This window comes from Bacteroides oleiciplenus YIT 12058 (assembly GCF_000315485.1).
In the GTDB taxonomy this organism is placed as follows: domain Bacteria; phylum Bacteroidota; class Bacteroidia; order Bacteroidales; family Bacteroidaceae; genus Bacteroides; species Bacteroides oleiciplenus.
The window spans coordinates 609,061-627,460 of the sequence record NZ_JH992943.1 but is presented as its reverse complement, the minus strand read 5'-3'; the positions used below and the strand labels follow the sequence as shown (position 1 = coordinate 627,460).

Below are 18,400 nucleotides of genomic sequence, written 5' to 3'. Positions count from 1 at the left end.
ATGAATAGTGTGAAAACATTTGTAGGTGGTATTGTTGCTATGGCATTTTGTGTGAGTATATCTGCTCAGACGAAATTACCACCGGGCTGGCAATCCAGCCATGTGAAGGTTACCCCGGAAGGGGAGTTGGCCTATTATCCCGATAAACAAGGAAATACAATTCCGGATTTTAGTCGTGTGGGGTATCATCATGGTGATAAATCAATCCCTTACTGTCCGGTGACAAAGGTGGTATATCCTGTAGAGAACGGTGACAGCCGTCAGCGTATTCAAGATGCAATAGATGAAGTGGCTCGCATGAAACCGGATAAAGACGGCCATCGCGGAACAGTTCTGTTGAAGCGTGGAGTATATCATGTCCACGGAACTATCCGTATTAATACGAGTGGAGTAGTCCTGACCGGTGAAGGGGATAATGTGAATGAAACCCGTTTGTTGGCTATCGGTAAGCAACGTTTTTCATTAATACAAGTATCCGGTGAAGGTAGAATAGAGGAAGTGCCCGGAACAAGGGTGAAAATAACAGATATGTTTGTACCGGTGGGAACACATTCGTTTCAGGTTTCTTCTTCTGCAAATTTTAAGGTTGGTGATCGTATCATCGTTTATCGTCCCGGAACGGATAACTGGATACATGATATTAAGATGGATCAAATCATCGAACGAAAAGGAACTCGCCAATGGACTGCACAGGAGTACAATCTTTCTTTCGAACGGGAGATTGTAAAAATAGAAGGTAATCGTATCTTTATTGATAATCCGGTTGTGATGCAAATGGAAGATAAATATGGCGGTGGTGAAGTTTTTAAGTATACTTTTGCAGGACGTATTAGTGAGGTTGGAGTAACTAATATGTGTTTGGAATCCGAGTTTGAACATTATGAGGATAATCAACATGGCTGGATTGGTGTCCAGTTTGATAAAGTGGAAAATTGTTGGGCGCGTAATCTTACCTGTCGCTATTTTGGTTATTCGGCAGTGAGCTGTGAACGTAATGCGAAAAATGTGACTGTGACAGATTGCCGTTGCCTGGAAACAAAGTCGTTGATTACCGGTGGTTTGCGATATTCCTTTAATAATTGGGGACAACAGAACTTGTTCATGAATTGTCAAAGTACGGAGGGACGCCATGACTATGTGACGGGTGCCCGTGTATGTGGTCCTAATGTGTTTTATAATTGTACAGCTTCACAAACTTATGCAGATATTGGTCCTCATCATCGTTGGGCTGTCGGTACGCTTTATGATAATGTGATTACCGATGGAGAAATCAATGTGCAAGATCGCGGAAAAATGGGGAGCGGTCATGGTTGGGCCGGAGTGACTCAGATTCTTTGGAACTGCCGTGTGAAACGTGCTGCAGTGCAAAGTCCCTGGGCATCGGGTTATAATTATAATTTTGGAATGAAGGGTGAAAAAGCCCCGGGAGTTTTTGCAGACCGTCCGGATGGTGTTTGGGAAGGGCAGAATGAAAAGAATGTTTTCCCCCGCTCGCTTTATGTGGCTCAATTGATGGCTCGTCATAAGAATATGGACTTGCATATACTTACTAAATAGGCTCTAAAAAGGCTTGTAATTTAGTCTTGTAAAATTGTAATTAGCAGTAAGTGATTGATTATTAGTTGTTTGTTATCATGTCTGTTTGCAGTCTATAACACTTTGAGATATAATTGATAGTATTTGATACAATCTTTAAATCTCGTTTCAGAAAATTGTTGTTTGTTTGCGATGTGGAAAACAACGATGTTTAACTTTAAAAAATGATGTATTGATATTATGTAAAAACAATCAAACCATGAAAACTCAAAAAGAATTTCAGGTGAAATCCCTTGTTAATTTAAGTCTAATTAAAAAAAAAGTAGTTTAATGAAAAAGAAAGAACACCAATTGAAGTCGCCATTGTGGCGATTTTTCCTCGTTCTGTTTACATTTTCTATGAGTTTTAGTCTATATGCTCAGGAAATTACAACCACCGGTACGGTTGTTGATCAAAATGGGGAACCTCTAATAGGAGTAACAGTTTCCGTTATGAAAGGTAGTAATGGAACAATTACTGATATTGATGGTAATTTCTCTATTAAAAGTAATAAAGGTGCTACATTAAAATTTAGCTATATTGGCTATAAGGATGTAACGCAAGTAGCCATGGGTACCAAGATGAACATAGTATTGACAGAAGATGCTCAAGCATTGGATGAGGTTGTTGTTGTAGGCTATGGTACTTCTAAGAAAAGAGACCTGACCGGTGCTATTTCTACTGTGAGCGCTAAAACAATTGAAGAACGTCAGCCGACTGACATCTATCAAGCTTTGCAGGGAGAAGTTTCCGGTTTGCAGATTTCTAACAATTCTGGCGCTCCTGGTGATACTGGTACGATGTTAATTCGTGGTGCATCTACTATGGGTTCAGGTGCTAATCCTCTATTTATTGTGGACGGTGTGGCAGTAGATAATATTTCTACTATCAACCCTGCGGACATCCAAAGTATGGAAGTACTGAAGGATGCAGCATCTGCTGCTATTTATGGTTCACGTGCAGCAGCCGGTGTAATTATCATAACCACTAAACGTGGTAAGGAAGGTGCCCCGGCACGCGTGTCTATAAAGTATAACCATTCCATTAAGAATTTGTCTCACAAATTAGATCAGGCAAATGCTTTTGAGCGTTATTTGAAAGAACGTGCAGGTAATGCAGGTACATCACTGTGGAAGACCAGTAATGACTCTTTGCACCCTAATTTTATGGCAGATAATGATTACCAGGATTTAGTAACCCGCACAGCACATTCAGACCAATTGGACATCAATATTAGTGGTGCTAAAAACAAGATTAGTTATTATACCAGTATTGGTTATCTGAATGAACAAGGTATTGTATTGAACAGCTATATGCATCGTCTGACGTCCAGAACGAATGTGGATTTTGCAGTAAGTGATCGTTTTAAATTAATGAGCCGTTTCAATGTAAGTTGGACAAACAAAAATAACATTAGTACAGGTAGTGTATTGAACCAAGCATTAAGGCGCCCTCCTCAAATGGCATTGTATTTCCCCGACGGTACTTATGTATTTAACAATGGTGGTCAGTTCAACCCTATTGCAGATGCCTATATGCGTATTAATGAAACAACGGCTTATGATATACAATTGTATCAGGGAGCAGAATTCCAATTAATGAAAGGATTGGTTTGGTCAGCTAACGTACAAGGAAACCTACGCCTGAATCGCACGGATCAATTAACACCTGGCAAGTTGGTTTCTTCGGGAACCACCACTGGTAAAAACAATGCAACTATAAAACGTAAATTATCAGCTGAAACCTACATAAACTGGGCTAAAGATTTTGGCGATCATTCTGTAGGAGCTATGGGAGGTACCAGTATAGAAGATTGGTATGATGAAGATTTTAATTTGGAAGGAAGTGAATATGTTTCCGAATCAATCATTTCAACCAACGCTCAACAGGTTAAAAACTTAACGAATACGAAAACCGGATTTAGTGACCATGCCATGGCATCCTTCTTTGGTCGTGTGAACTATAGCTATAAAGGAAAGTATATTTTTGTATCCAACCTTCGTTATGACGGTTCTTCCCGATTTGTAGGAAAGCGTTGGGGATTGTTCCCGTCAGCTTCTGCCGCATGGCGCTTTTCGGACGAGTTTTTCTTTGACTGGGCTAAGCCAATTTTGACTGATGCTAAATTCAGAGCCAGCTGGGGTACCAATGGTAATGAGCAAGTGGGCAATTACGAGTCAATTAATCAGTATGAAATCGGTGGATACTACAACGGGGCTATTGCAGTAAAACAAACGTCTAAGCTTGCCAACGTAAATCTTAGTTGGGAATCTACAGAGCAGACTAATATTGGTCTTGACTTAACATTACTGAATGGCCGTGTATCCGTAACAGCAGAGTACTATATCAAAAAGACTAAGGATTTATTAGCAGACGAGGTTATGCCTTCAGAATTAGGTATAAGCAGCATGCGCGTCAATCTTGGTAATATTGAAAACCGTGGTATTGAGTTATCCATCAGTGGTTATCCTATACAAACTCAAGACTTTTCCTGGCAGACAACAATAAATTTCTCAAAGAATAAAAATAAAGTGTTGAAACTATCTGAAGGTAAAGGATTCCTGGAAGACGGAAAATACTGGATTGAAGAAGGTTCACCACTCGGACAATGGTTTGGACAGAAATATTTAGGTATTTATAGATATGATGAGTCCAATGCTTATGTGAAGAATGGAGACGGCTCATTCGGTGACCGACTTGTTCCTGTATTCCACAGAGACCCGAATAACTATAACAATATTATTTACGGTTCTAACGGCAAGCCTATTTTGTCGCATTATGAAACTCAGGGTGGACAGAAGTATGACGGAGAAGTCGGCAAGATGACAGCTAATAATATCATTTCAAAGGGTGGCGATGTTATCTGGGACGACCGGGATCACGACGGTAAGATTGATGATTCGGATAGACGTATTTTGGGCAATGGTATGCCTACCTGGTATTTGAACTGGAGCAACTATTTGAATTATAAGAATTTCTCTCTGTCATTCTCGTTCTATGGAAGTTTTGGCAACAAGATCTATAATAAGCAACGCCGGGATTTGTTGCAGAATTCATCTTCAAATATGACCCCGCTGGCAAGAGATTGTTACGCACTCTGGAAGTATCAGGGACACATTACGCCTGTTTACAGTAGTGCCAATGCAACCAAAGACGTGAATAATGCACGTGAATTGTCATCCATGTTCCTGGAAGACGGTGACTATATCCGTTTGACCAATGCGCGTCTGGCATATCGTGTAGATCCCAAAATTTCCAAGAGATTCTTTGTTTCCGACCTGCAAGTATATGTTTATGGCAATAATCTGCTGACCTGGACTAAATATAAAGGATTTGATCCTTCCAGTATATCCAACAGCAACGTACTCCGTCCCGGTAATGATAGTGGACGCTATCCGACAGCAAGAGAAATCGGTTTAGGTCTGAATATTAACTTTTAACCCATAGCATGTTATGAAAAAATATATCTATTTATTTATAATAAGCCTCAGTTTGTTTCTTACCTCTTGTGAGGACTTTCTGGATAGGCAGCCCAAAAGCTCTTTGTCACAGGAAACCTATTGGCAAACAGAGCAGGACTTGAAAACCTGGAATGCAGGTATATATGACGGTTTGCAAGCAACTTTAAAGAACAACTGGTTTTATTGGGGAGAACTCCGTAGTGGCGTTTATAAACCCAGAGGGACTGCATATGATACGAACTTACTATATAATGGACTGAGTTCCAGTACAGGTTCCAGTAATTGGGAAAGCTTGTATTCTACTATCTATCGCACTAATGCCGCTATTGCCCATATTCCGGGATGTCCGGTGGCTGTGACCACTTCCAATAATTATCTGGCACAGGCTTATGCCATGCGTGCATTGATGTATTTTTATGCCATCCGCATTTGGGGTGATGTACCCAAGATAACAGAGCCGATGGAAGATATTGCCAACCAAGAACGCTATTACGGAAGAACATCCGTGATGGATTTGAAGAATTTCATTCTGGATGATTTGGACCGTGCAATAGAGGCTTTTGGAGCTTCAACTGATCTGGGAAGTGCAGTAAAATATTATTTGAACCGTGGATCGGCGATGGCAATAAAACTGGACGTACTCATGTGGTACAAGGAATACGACAAGGCATTAGTGATTGCCAATGATTTGATAAAAAATTATGGTTATCAATCAGAGCCTGCCAGTTCTTACGCAAAGATGTTCTTAAATCCGACGAGTTCTAAAGAAATGATCTTCAATCTTTATTGGAATTATGAACAAGATGGTGGTGGCTTCGGATATGCACAGGAAATCGCTTCTGGCTCCAATACAATCCGGTATCATCCGACGGAAGAAATCTATAAAGAACTCGTGACACGCAAAAGAGAGGATGTACGCACAATCTTGATTATGGATACCATCGGAATCAGCTCTTATATAACCCCTGATGAAATGACTGAAGAAGCATATGCCAAAGCATATAACGGCGATTATGGCAATACAGCCAATTTCCAGATTAAATGTCCGAAGTTTGCGGAAGCCAATGATAAAGGTGCGGGTTATACCTACAAACCGAATGGGGAATGTAATGTTGAAATGCCTATATATCGTATTACAGACGTCAAATTGCTGAGAGCGGAAGCTTTGGTTTTAGGTACAAAGAAAGATTACCAGGGAGCGGTGGATGCGGTTAACGAAGTTCGTAGACGCGCAGGATGGAGTGTAGAGGCAAAATTGGCTGATTATCCGTCGGAAAAAGATTTGATTAAGTTAATAATTGATGAACGCACGATTGAATTCTGGGCTGAAGGGAAAAGATGGTTTGACATTGTTCGCAATGATTTGGTGAAAGAATATCTGGATCAGTACATGATAGATGCTGATGTGGATAATGCTGAAACTGATGGATTTAACATCGGCGTTACCAAGCCATCCCCTGATCACATCGGTGGTTACGGTAGAATCTTGTGGCCGCTGTATCTGGATGTATTCCGTAAGAATCCGTCAATGAAGGGACATCAGAATGCACCTTATGGAGAATAATTGCAGTTACATATCTAAATTCAAATCAATATGAGAATAATAAAAAAAATACTATGCTTTGCTCTTCTTTCAGTTGCAATAAGCTCCTGTACTTTGTTCGGACTGGATTTTCAGTCAAATGAAGAATATGAAGCAAAGAGTGGAACCAATAAAATCAACCAGACAGTTTGGGATTTTATTCAAAGCCGTCCTGATATTTTCAGTACTTTGATTGACGGTATTACTTATGCCGGGATTGAGAGTCTTTATAAGGAATCGGGCAATACCCACATCCTACTGACAAATTCAGCTCTCAGTAGCGGAGACAATTGTTATTGGAGCCTTAATAAAGTATTGCCTGAAGGGCGAACAGACTCTATCAAAGCCACGGCTTGGGAACAATATGATAAAGCAGAAGTTAAGGAACTGTTGACCTATCATATTTTAAAGAAAGAGTGGTCTTATGATAATTTGAGTTCAACCGTAAACTGGGTAGAAACTTATGGAACCGGAAAATTCAAGTATACTAAGGATGGGCAGACATTAGACGGTGATACCGCAGTGATGGACATCAGACTCGGACAAGACCGTAACCTGCCTCTTCAGTTAAATAATTTCTCCTGGAATATCAGAAAATTATTAGAAGCTTCTGCCGGTAGTTGCCGCACTACCAACATCAAAGCACTTGATGGGTACATTCATGTTTCCGACTGGTATCAACCTCGTCCGACGAGATATTTTATGGGTCAAGAATAATTTAAATTGTGATATATGAAAAAGATATTATTTAATATAGCATTACTCGCTTGCTTCTTGTTTGCTTCATGCTCAGACGATGATAATGTAAATATTGTATCGCTGAATACTTTTGGAACTAAGTTTTGCCGGAACGATGTGGTGAAAGTTTTTGTTTCCGCAGAAGTAGGTGACGATTCCGATGTCAGCTATGAATGGGGATGCGACGCCGGAAAATTGACTAATCCGCAAGGTTTATTTGAAAATGTTTGGAAAGCGCCCAATGAAGCGGGAACTTATGAAGTGTGGTGTACCGTAAAGAATGGAGGTAAAAAGCAGACACGCCGTACGAAGATGGTGGTTACGGATGAGTTGTTCTATTCAAGTTTTGAAACTCCATACTACAATGAAGGATGGTCTAATGCCTCCATGACAGTTGCTTTTGATGCAAATAAAGGCACTAACGGCGCTGTAAAGTTGACGTCCGGTAAAGCCGACGGTCGGTTTGCGCGTAGCTGGGAAAACGTATCGATTCCGTTTTCCACACAGGTAGATTATGCTGTGAATACTTCACCGCAAGACAGTTGCTTCGTAGAAATCCGTTTAGAATTTGCACGTATCGACGGGGCGATGAATTATGTGGCAAAAGCCTGTTTCACCACTTTCCCGAAAACGGGTAAGTGGAAGGCTACCTATACTACAACTGATGTAATGGCAGGTGAGGATACAGAAGTAGTGATGGGAGAAGGCACTGACACTGCAAACTTCAAGTTCAAGAAGGATGCTTTTAATACCATTGCCGCTTCTATCGATGCAAACAAGAACTTCATTGTTTATTATAATGGGAAGAAGTATTTTGAGAATGATGCTCTGGCAAAGATAACGGGGCAGCAGTATAATGTAAGCCGTTCCGGTTTCGGCCTGGAAAACAAAGTGATCATCTTTGCTGATAATTTATATGTATTCGATAATGGCACAATTTGCACAGCCGAACCTCGTGAAAGATAGGTAGTCGATTATATTAACTAACTCAGGGGAGGGATATTTGGCGTATATGATCGTTTAAATAGACCTCCCCTCTTTTATATAACTAAAATATGAAACATCGTATATTCATTGTTTTTATCGTCTTATTCACAGCACTCACAAGTTGGGCGCAGGAAAGTGTGACCGGAGTGATCTTAGATTCCAAGGGGAAACCGGCAAAGCGTATTAAGATGCTGCTTAAGGGGCGGATGAAGATGACCACATCCTCATCAAAGGGAACCTTTGAACTGAAGAATGTGAAAGAGGGAGATACTCTATATGTATATCCTAACCGTAAATTGATGACAGCCGTCCCTATGCTCGGTTCGCCTACATGCACTATTCATTTAGGAGAAAATTCATTGCGATATGCTTATGAGTCAAAAACAATCATCTGCATGTATAAAGTCATTCCCAAGCCAACGTACAACAGCAATATAATCACTTATGAGCAAATCCAGCAGTTGGACGCAAACAATCTGGTTGATTTGCTCCGGGGGCGTATTGCCGGACTGCAAATAGATTATTCCGATGGAAAAATGAAAGCTACCATCCGCGGGGGATCCTCTTTCTCTCTGAATACGGAACCGCTTTTCATTATCAGCGGAGCGGAATACAATTCTTTGGAAGAGGCTAACAATTCTGTTGCCGTAAAGGATATCCGTGAAGTGGAAGTCAAGAAGGACGGTTCTGAGTACGGAATGAAGGGGGCGAACGGTGTTATTATTATACGAACGAAATAAAAGGTAGGCTATTGTCGTGAGTAAGCCATGATGTCATTAGGACTAATCGCATCATCAATGGCATTGATGATAGGCATCAATGGCATTGATGGTAGGCATCATCGGCATTGATGGTAGGCATCATCCGTATTGATGATAGGCTCACTCCCTGACTTAACCTTCCTCTATCCCGGACATTGGCTATTACTATTTAGCTTCGAACCGCTCTACTATAAATTAATTCCGCTTTAATGGGGCGTTATTAGATATGAGTGATAGTAATTGAGACGTTAGTTACAATGAAATTTATGGCCTTTGCCTACTTTTGCCATTGTTGAACGCCAAAAGTAAATCAAAAAATCAATCTATAATTATATGATACGAAAAACACTTCTTTCACTCCTTTGTATGCTGACAGGCATTGCTTGTTTCGGACAAGCTTTTGTACATCCCGGAATGTTGCACACCACTTCAGACCTCGAATTCATGAAAACCAAGATTCTTGAGAATGAAGAACCTTGGAAAGAAGCGTGGCTTCAACTGAGAGCATCGGATATTGCCTCGCTCAACTATGCACCCACCCCTTTCAGAGTGGTGGACAATGGTCCGTATAACCGACCCGACAACGGAGGAAAAGAATTTGTGCGCGATGGGGCGGCTGCCTATACAATGGCCCTGCAATGGTATGTGGAAGGTAACGAAGCGTATGCTGAAAAAGCAATCGAGATTCTCAATGCGTGGGCCAACACGCTGGATTCGGTCGTCAACCATAACCGGCAATTAAAGGTGAGCACGGCCGGTATCAAATATCTCAATGCTGCCGAAATCATCAAATACACCTACAAAGGCTGGAAAGACAAAGACCGTAAAGCATTCGAAGATATGGTAATCAACATCTGGTATCCGGTGATAAAAGATTGGGTTCCCCGCTACAATGGTAATTGGGATGCAGCCAACGGACAAACTATGATGTGCATCGGGATTTTTCTTGATCGCCGGGATATCTTTGACAAAGCCTGTAAACAGTTGACGGATGGCCCCACCAATGGCTCTATTAAGAACTATTTTTATGAAAACGGGCAGTGCCAAGAGAGCGGACGCGACCAGCAGCATGTGCAAATGGGGCTTGCTTTCCTGGCTTGTGCCGCCGAGATTGCATGGAACCAAAAACAAGATCTATATGGAGCATTCGACAATCGCCTTTACAAAGGATTTGAGTATACCGCAAAATATATGTCGGGTGAAGACGTACCGCACGAACAGTATATCACATGGTTTGGAAAACCGGTTTACGGACCTGAAATATCCCCCAAGCAACGGGATAAAATATGTCCGGCCTGGGAACGGGCTTACCATCACTACCATGACCGGAGAGGGATGGAAATGCCCTATACCCGCAAGATAATCGGAAAGAGCCGTCCGGAAGGAACCGTCAATCAGTCGTTCGTGCCTTGGGCTACTTTGACGTGTGCAGACTTCCCTGTAAGATGAAGTCTGCATCATTCAGAAAACTAACTTTTCCTCAAGCATTTCTTTCAGAAAACAGTTAGTCGTGAGGTTGAGGATTTGGATTTGTATATGCTTCGTACACTTTAAAGTCTGCCAATTGCAGACTTTCATCTTTAATTCCATTGTCCGGCCTATCGGATGCGCTTTTCATCTTTCGTCCTAAACTGCGATAAATGCCAAATTTGTTCCGGATGCTTGTTGCTCCCTTTCTCCACAGGTCTATATCGGAAGAAGACTGATTAGCAAGCACTTTTCCATCGCTGATACGGGTAAGTTTAATGCGGAACGTACCATGATGAGTATAGTGCATTTCTGTTTCAACCTGTATCCACTCATCTTCAAAGTCAGCGAGTGGAAGATTGTCTATTATAACCCCCTTGCCAGATGTCCTTGTATCTCCGGTATGAATCACTTGTACGCGTTTATTGCCACCATTTTCATCACAACGGGTACTGATGGTGATGAGTGGTGCACCATTATTGCCTTCTTGTGCCTTCAGCTGATGAAGGTGGCAAAACTTAGTGGAAGGTTGAAAACCTTTCGGTATGCGGAACTTCCATTCTAATCGCTGCCACTCATTCCAGTTACCGTTCAGATGATACCACTCATGATTCGTCTGACTTTTCATCTCATTACGCTGGCGGTCGCTCAATAATCTTCCCCGGTCGCTATCCAGAGCTTCGACATTAGCATGATTTGTAAATTTAAAGACATATTGTTGTAGGGCAAGGTCAAAAATGACTTCACAATGCACCCCTTCATGATGGTCATCCTTCGAGATATTAGGGTGCTCTGAGTAATCCCAACCTAAAGAACGCATATATTCGTGTATAGCATTATAGTCTTTTCCGAACAATTCCGGAGAGGCTTGCATGCCACCTTGAAATCTATAATCTGAAGAAACGGGAGAAGGTGATTGTACAGTAACACCATACCCAATGGCCTGTAATGCCGATTCACCTAAACGCTCTTTCAGTTGGGCAAGATAGAGACTTTGTGGTGCAACCGGAATACCATGAGAATCAAAAACACCAACAGGTAAAGTAGGACCGGATTGATTGAAAGGACGGCGTAATGGTGTGCTTTCCCCCTTACTACCAATTACCCAATTATATGTTCCCGGTGGTATCTGGTTCACATAACTCTTCGTTACGCAGTTCCAGGCAACAGACCAAGCAGTGCCCCAGCCATGACCGGACCCCATAGAACCACGGTTCTTAAAATCAATTCCACCATCCGGCAAATTACAATTGTCAAATAAAAAGCCTGTACTCCAGCGTTGATGTCCCTCTATGCGGCCATTCCCTTTGAAATAACAATTGAGGAATACAATAGGGCCGGTTTGCCCGCCACCGATTGCTACAAACCAGATATTATCTCCTTCCACCGAACAACGGTCAACTAAAATCTGTCCTCCATTCGGTGCGAACTCTGCCGGTTTGGAAGCTCCCTGATGCAAAGCTTTTCTGACTACATTAATCTGTTGTAAAGTGATACGCCTACCGCCTACACCTACACTCTCCATTGTCTCCATAGCATTGATATCTCTTGCCCAGCAATCTTCTCCATTGATTCTTAATGCATAGTACAATGCTTTCCCATGATTAACAGCCTGTTCCGGTGATTCTATACGAATGTTTTCTACACCACACTGGCGAATGCGTTGGGCATTATTAGCTAACACCAACGTAGTATTATCACCGGTAAATTTAGCGTCATAAGAATCTACTAGTGGGACCGTCAATGTAATCGTATTTCCTTCAATACCTGCAATTGTCCGTTCAACAACCAACAGTCGTCCTGCCTTGATCCAAGTCTGAGGCTTTCCGTCACGCACCAAGTCATGCATCTTCATATATTTAATCCATTCCTCCGTCACCGGTTTACGTATTTCTACGTTATCGCCAACAGAAAGTCCGGAAGCATCTGCCACCGTGAAGCTATAAGAACCGGCATGAATATATTTATCAGTCACTTTTATACTTTTTTCATTGGAATCTGCCTCCCCTAAACGATTGCCTATGCGCTGGCGAATGCCATTGTTTACAATTATCGCCGTATGTTTACCTCCGGTCATCACAATAACACTCCCGCTACGGTCGCTTCCACTACCACGCAACACCACGCCGTCCGCAGCTATCTGAATGGTACGTTGGCATACATAACGTCCCGGTGCCAGCACAACAGCACCTCGAAAGCCATTGGCATCTTTGGGCAGTGCCGAAACCATGTCGATGGCTTTTTGAATATAGTCGGTACAATCTTCATTCTCTCCTAAAGGATGTACAGTCATCTTTGCCGGGACATATGGCAATGGCACACCACCGCCTTTATAGCCGGCATGCGAAAAATCGATGATGCGATCACCTCTTTTAGTGGTTTTGTACACTAATTTCCCGGAAGCATCCTGATAAGCCCACTGGCTTTTGCCTGTTGGTTCCTGTCCCATAATGGATAAAGGGAAAAGAAGGCATAATAGTAGATAATAAATGTTCTTCATTCTTTTGTCTTATCAATAAAGTTAATTAATAGTTTAACAAAGAAAGAGGAAAAAAGTGATTCTTATTATATGTATTGTCTCAAATGCTTGCAATAAAAGAGCAAAACCAACCTTCTATTACTAAAAGAGGGTATCCTTTCGGACACCCTCAGATTAAGGTTAACAAAATATTTCATTAAAAAAGACTACCACTATATATTATTAACTGCATATTATTTCAAAGGATCAAAGTCACCACTTTCCCAGCCAATGGTCTGTTGTAGTTTAGGATTCTGCTCAAAATGCTTACGAGCTAATCCTTGGAAATAATAGTTGTCCTTCACATCCCACTGATAAGTCTCGTCAATTTTCCATCTTTGTGTGGTGAAATACTTAAAGTAATTCTTTGTCATTAACTCAGGATCATTCTTAATCATAGTGATAAAGTCTCTTCGTGCCATAGAAGCATATTCACTCTTCACCTGAATTTCAATTCTGTAACGGGAATAACCTTGCATGTCAGTAAATGTTTTGCGACGTAGTAAATCCCAGAAACGTTTGTTTTCATAAGCTAATTCAATGCGACGCTCATAAAGAACGGCATCAATAAGCTCTTGCTGACTCATATTTGCTTTTAAGCCATAAAGGCCATCTGCATTAGCTGTGATACCGGCTCGTTTGCGAATATCTTTCAAGATAGTATAAACCTCATCCGACTTATTACCTACTTCGGCTGCACATTCGGCCAGATTCAACAATACTTCGGCATAGCGCATTTCAATCCAATCCATATCACCATGATCTTTAGCTTCAGTAGCTGTTTTTTCTGGAATAGAGAATTTGCATGAGTAGAAACCTGTGCCTGTCGGACTATGGGTATCTTCACCACCTTTATATGTGTACATGCAACCTTGGAACCATTCCGGCATACCATTCAGTGGATATTCAGCACCATTATAAACAATGATATCATAGAAACGAGGATCACGATTCAGCCAGAACATACCTGTTGCATCCGTAGCAGTCGGTTCAAATGCTTCTTTCACACCGTCACCATTCACATCTACTCCCGGAGCGGTACCATCGGCCATCGGGAAAGCCAAAGCCATGTCCAATGTAGGCTGGTGATTGCCAACAGCACCTACTGAGAACTCCAAGGGGCGAAGTCCAGCCATGAAATTGTGTGTGCGTACCGGATCAAGGAAACGAGTTGTCAGCACAGTTTCTGAAGTCGTTTCTTTGCTCCATATTTCTTTATAGATGGGATGTAAAGCACGCTGTCCATTATCCGACAATTCCTTCTGTGCTGCAGCACAAGCATTGTAAGCGGCCTGCCAACGGGTACGATCATTGTTCGGGTTAAATTGTTTACTGGCATAAGTTAACAATACACGTCCCTTGAAAGCCATAGCTGCTCCTTTGGTTATACGCCCAAAATCGTTCTCTCCCCAGACACTGGGCAGTGAAGCTGCTGCTGCATCAAGATCTGTCACTATTTGGTCAATGCATTCTTTAGCTGTATTACGGGTTACATACAAATCATCACTATGTCTGTCTTGCGGAGCTAAAATCAGAGGTACGCCCCCATAGATTTTTACCATCTCAAAATATTGATAGGCACGCAAGAAGAGAGCTTGAGCTTTAATGCGATTCCGAGTTTCTTCCGGCAAGCTACCTTCATCAATGCTGGTCAGCAGAACGTTGATAGTATATATCTTGTCATAGGGCCAATATTCTTCTAATGGACCTCCCGCAGTGGCAACGGCAGTCAGGCGCCCGTGAATAAAATCACCCCCCCCGTTGCCTTCATCGCTATATTTGGCATAATCACCATTAAATGCCGGCAGATTATCCTTGTAGCACTTGTCCAAGAAAGCTGTAGCCAGAATTTCACTACTCCATGTGGCCTTTTCACTGACAGCAGTCAAGTCGTCCTTATCCAATACAGACGTACAACCGGTCAAGCTTGCCAATGTCAATGCTGTAATTGCTATTAGATGTTTCGATTTCATAATATTCAAGTGTTTTTAATGTAATTAGATCGTTATATTCAAACCGAATGAGAAGTTTCTCATGACAGGATAGTCTGAAATACTTGTAGCTTCGGGATCCATCCATTTCACCTTATCCTGTAGTAGGAAAAGGTTCGTACCATTCAGAAAAAGTCTTATCTTATCAACGCCTATCTTTTGAATAAGGGTCTTTGGTAAATCATAAGACAAGGAGATATTTTTGCAACGCAGGAAAGAAGCATTACGTACCCAGAAGGAAGAAGCTTCATTGTTCTTATATTGCGTAGCTCCCGGCATTGAAGCATTCGGATTCTCCGGTGTCCAATGGTCGTTGTAATACTTGAATGTACTTGTATGGGCATTGATACCATTGCCACGGAAGTCCATTAGCTTTTTATGACCTGCCATACCCTGGAAGAAAATATCGAGCATAAAGCCTTTCCACTTGCCACCGATAGTAAAACCGTAAGTGATAGGAGCCACTTTATTTTCAATGATAACAACTTTATCATCATCCGTAATGATACCATCCGGTTCATCACTTTCCGGTCCGCGCACATCTTTGTAGATCAACATACCCAAACCTGGTTTTTGTCCTTTAATTGTCATATTGGGGTTTTCTTCCATATACTGCTGTAACTGTTCTTCTGTGCGAATCATGCCAACACATTCAAAACCCCATTCACGGCTTAATGATTTATTTATTTCAGATTTGTAAGCACGGATGTTCTCTGCCTCATCTTTCTTAGACCACCAGCTATCTGCAAAACTAAAGTTACCTCTTAAATAATAGTCAACTTTACCTATTCTATCATTGTATCCCAATTCTATTTCAAAACCACGAGATTTAACTTCAGAATAGTTTTCCTTCGGTAAAGAAGCACCAAATGTAGTTGGCACACTTACGTTCAGATTATCAAGAATGTCATATGTACGTCTGTAGAAATACTCAAAACTGAAGTCAAATTTATTATTGAACCAACGACTATCAAAGCCAATGTTATAAGAGGTAGATTTTTCCCAAGTCAACTTCGGATTAGGTACTTCTTTAGGCTCCAGTCCATAAGATAAACCGTTGAATACAGCTCCTGTAGTAATTCCATAACGGGCCATCCATTGCCAGCCACCAATGGCATCATTACCCAATGTAGCAATAGAACCACGGAGTTTCATGTAATCAATGAATTTAATATTCTCTGAAAAGAAAGGTTCACTGGAAATACGCCATCCTGCGGAAACCGAAGGGAAGAAACCCCAACGCTGATCAGGAGCAAATTTAGTAGAACCATCTACACGGAAGGCAGCTTCCAATAAATATTTATCTGCATAAGCATAATTCAAACGACCTACGTAAGAAAGACGACCGCTTTCGCTTACTGAACCGGCTCCTACAATGGACTCGGAAGCATCACCACTTGCACCAAAGAACTCGGGCATTTCCCAAGTGATGAGTTTGTTACGTTGTGCATCAAACTTTTCACTATCACCTTCAGATTGTTCATAAACAAACAAAGCACTCAAATCATGGTTACCGAATTTACGATCATAAGTAACGAATAGATTCAACTGATATTCTTCTGCCAATTGATTTTCTTTAAATACATAGTTACCATCATCACGAGTCTTGGTAGAAACTACTACGTTACTCGGATCAATATAATGGTTATTTGTTCCGGCAGTCTGGAAGTTATACATTTCGTACGGAAAGTTCACTTTTTTGATTAAACGGTTATCCAGCGTGCGATTATACTGCAGTCTAAGTTTTAATCCTTTAACAAATGGAACACGATATTCCGCTGTAGCATTTACGTTTACGTTTTGCCATTTCTTAGTATGCAGGCCAGATTGTTCGCTGATCAGCATTAGTGGATGCCATTCTATAAAATTACCTACTGGCATGCCATCAATCATACTTGGAATCATTTTTGTACGAAGGAGTAATCCTTTATATAAGTCGTTCATACGATCACGGTCACCATCCGACTTCCAGTTGGGTTTAGTGTCTTTACGGTTATCTGTGCTAATATTCAAACCAACTGTAAGATTTTTGCTGATGTCAGCATCAATACTGGCACGAAAGTTATACTTAGAATATTTCAAATTGTCAAACGAACCCATATTATAGAAATAGGAACCACCAATGAAATAGCGTACCTTTTCTGTACCACCAGTAATATTAATAGCGTGGCGGGTAGACCACGGAGTTTGCCATGCGTCATCCAAGAAACTATAATCGGTTGTTTTGAAATGTGCTAACTCGTCATCTGTATACCAAGAGGATTTTGTAGTCGGATCTTGTTGCTCCACATTTGGATTCCAGATTGCATTATTGAGATAACCTTGAATAGCACGGTCATTCAAATAAGTAGCATGTTCATAAGCATTCAGCGTTTCTGGAATCATAGCGGCCACATCAATACCTACTGTACCAGTATAATTAATAGTCGGTTTAGCATTTCCACCTTTTTTTGTAGTGATCAATACAACACCATTGGCTGCACGTGCACCGTAAACTGCAGCTGATGCACCGTCTTTTAATACCGAGATGTTAGCTACTTCACTAGCATCCAATGCATCAAATGCCATTTTGTCTCTTACCACACCATCAATAACATATAACGGATCGGAATTATTAGGAGTACCCTTGGCACGTACACTAAAAGAAGCCGAAGTTCCTGGTTTACCTGTTCCTTGGCTTATATATACACCAGAGAGACGTCCGGCTAACGCTGAAGAAAGATTAGCAGACGGAAAATCTTCAATAGCTTTAGCATCGACACTAGTTACACTACCGGTTACACTTCCTTTTTTCTGCGTACCATAACCTACTACTACAACTTCATCTAACGCCTGCGAGTCTTCAATTAAAGTAATTTTAAGGTTAGTTCCTGTAGCAACTTTGGTCACCTCTTTATAACCAATGTAACTGAATTTGAGAGTTGCTCCATTAGTACATTTAATAGAGAAGTTACCGTCTATATCGGTAATGGCTCCATTGGTAGTGTTCAATTCTGTGACCGTCACTCCAATTAACGGTTCACCATTCTGATCCACTACAGTTCCTGTTACTGTCATATTCTGAGCCTGTACTATAGTACTAAAAGAGAAGCTCAACAGTACCAACAAAAATCGCCATGAAAGCGACCTCGATTTGTGTTCTTTCTTTTTCATTAAACTACTTTTTTTAATTAGACTTAAATTAACAAGGGATTTCACCTGAAATTCTTTTTGAGTTTTCATGGTTTGATTGTTTTTACATAATATCAATACATCATTTTAAACTCTGTCGATAAAAAAGTAGTTAGTGATTTGATTTAGTGAGAGAAAAGATGTTAGA

Annotated in this window: 10 protein-coding genes; 7 read left to right on the top strand and 3 right to left on the bottom strand. The window is 41.2% G+C overall.

Translation table 11 applies throughout. The annotated features are described in order from the left end of the window. The 7 genes from HMPREF9447_RS18875 to HMPREF9447_RS18845 all read left to right on the top strand — a co-directional run bounded on the left by HMPREF9447_RS18875 (window position 1) and on the right by HMPREF9447_RS18845 (window position 10,554). Entirely contained in the window at window positions 1–1,557 is a 1,557-nt protein-coding gene (locus HMPREF9447_RS18875) for a hypothetical protein (RefSeq protein ID WP_009131375.1), read from the top strand. Between the two features lie 309 nt (window positions 1,558–1,866). Beyond that, a complete protein-coding gene (locus tag HMPREF9447_RS18870; protein ID WP_009131374.1) occupies window positions 1,867–5,016 on the top strand; it encodes a SusC/RagA family TonB-linked outer membrane protein in 3,150 nt (1,049 codons plus the stop codon). Between the two features lie 13 nt (window positions 5,017–5,029). Further along, window positions 5,030–6,601 carry a RagB/SusD family nutrient uptake outer membrane protein gene (locus tag HMPREF9447_RS18865; RefSeq protein WP_009131373.1) on the top strand — a complete coding sequence of 524 codons (1,572 nt, stop codon included), beginning with the start codon at window positions 5,030–5,032 and terminating at the stop codon, window positions 6,599–6,601. Between the two features lie 30 nt (window positions 6,602–6,631). Further along, window positions 6,632–7,336 (top strand): hypothetical protein, encoded by a 705-nt coding sequence (locus HMPREF9447_RS18860; RefSeq protein WP_009131372.1) that lies wholly within the window; start codon window positions 6,632–6,634, stop codon window positions 7,334–7,336. 15 nt (window positions 7,337–7,351) lie between these two features. Beyond that, on the top strand, window positions 7,352–8,323 hold the full coding sequence (locus HMPREF9447_RS18855) for a hypothetical protein (protein ID WP_009131371.1): 972 nt from the start codon (window positions 7,352–7,354) through the stop codon (window positions 8,321–8,323). Between the two features lie 89 nt (window positions 8,324–8,412). Beyond that, window positions 8,413–9,084, top strand: a complete 672-nt coding sequence (locus HMPREF9447_RS18850; RefSeq protein WP_009131370.1) for a TonB-dependent receptor plug domain-containing protein — start codon at window positions 8,413–8,415, stop codon at window positions 9,082–9,084. A 354-nt stretch (window positions 9,085–9,438) separates the two neighbouring features. Beyond that, complete coding sequence (locus HMPREF9447_RS18845) at window positions 9,439–10,554, top strand: alginate lyase family protein (protein ID WP_009131369.1); 1,116 nt, start codon at window positions 9,439–9,441, stop codon at window positions 10,552–10,554. 55 nt (window positions 10,555–10,609) lie between these two features. On the opposite strand, the gene HMPREF9447_RS18840 is transcribed toward HMPREF9447_RS18845, so the two are convergent. The 3 genes from HMPREF9447_RS18840 to HMPREF9447_RS18830 all read right to left on the bottom strand — a co-directional run bounded on the left by HMPREF9447_RS18840 (window position 10,610) and on the right by HMPREF9447_RS18830 (window position 18,234). Continuing rightward, window positions 10,610–13,072, bottom strand: a complete 2,463-nt coding sequence (locus HMPREF9447_RS18840) for a hypothetical protein (protein WP_009131368.1) — start codon at window positions 13,070–13,072, stop codon at window positions 10,610–10,612. Between the two features lie 212 nt (window positions 13,073–13,284). Then, on the bottom strand, window positions 13,285–15,063 hold the full coding sequence (locus HMPREF9447_RS18835) for a RagB/SusD family nutrient uptake outer membrane protein (protein WP_009131367.1): 1,779 nt from the start codon (window positions 15,061–15,063) through the stop codon (window positions 13,285–13,287). A 24-nt stretch (window positions 15,064–15,087) separates the two neighbouring features. Continuing rightward, on the bottom strand, window positions 15,088–18,234 hold the full coding sequence (locus HMPREF9447_RS18830; RefSeq protein WP_044138377.1) for a SusC/RagA family TonB-linked outer membrane protein: 3,147 nt from the start codon (window positions 18,232–18,234) through the stop codon (window positions 15,088–15,090). Window positions 18,235–18,400 lie beyond the last annotated feature (166 nt).

Coding starts and splice junctions, on each gene's coding strand:
- HMPREF9447_RS18865 (WP_009131373.1), top strand. CDS start 5,030: ATGAAAAAATATATCTATTTATTTATAATAAGCCTCAGTTTGTTTCTT.
- HMPREF9447_RS18860 (WP_009131372.1), top strand. CDS start 6,632: ATGAGAATAATAAAAAAAATACTATGCTTTGCTCTTCTTTCAGTTGCA.
- HMPREF9447_RS18830 (WP_044138377.1), bottom strand. CDS start 18,234: ATGAAAAAGAAAGAACACAAATCGAGGTCGCTTTCATGGCGATTTTTG.
- HMPREF9447_RS18870 (WP_009131374.1), top strand. CDS start 1,867: ATGAAAAAGAAAGAACACCAATTGAAGTCGCCATTGTGGCGATTTTTC.
- HMPREF9447_RS18840 (WP_009131368.1), bottom strand. CDS start 13,072: ATGAAGAACATTTATTATCTACTATTATGCCTTCTTTTCCCTTTATCC.
- HMPREF9447_RS18845 (WP_009131369.1), top strand. CDS start 9,439: ATGATACGAAAAACACTTCTTTCACTCCTTTGTATGCTGACAGGCATT.
- HMPREF9447_RS18835 (WP_009131367.1), bottom strand. CDS start 15,063: ATGAAATCGAAACATCTAATAGCAATTACAGCATTGACATTGGCAAGC.
- HMPREF9447_RS18850 (WP_009131370.1), top strand. CDS start 8,413: ATGAAACATCGTATATTCATTGTTTTTATCGTCTTATTCACAGCACTC.
- HMPREF9447_RS18855 (WP_009131371.1), top strand. CDS start 7,352: ATGAAAAAGATATTATTTAATATAGCATTACTCGCTTGCTTCTTGTTT.
- HMPREF9447_RS18875 (WP_009131375.1), top strand. CDS start 1: ATGAATAGTGTGAAAACATTTGTAGGTGGTATTGTTGCTATGGCATTT.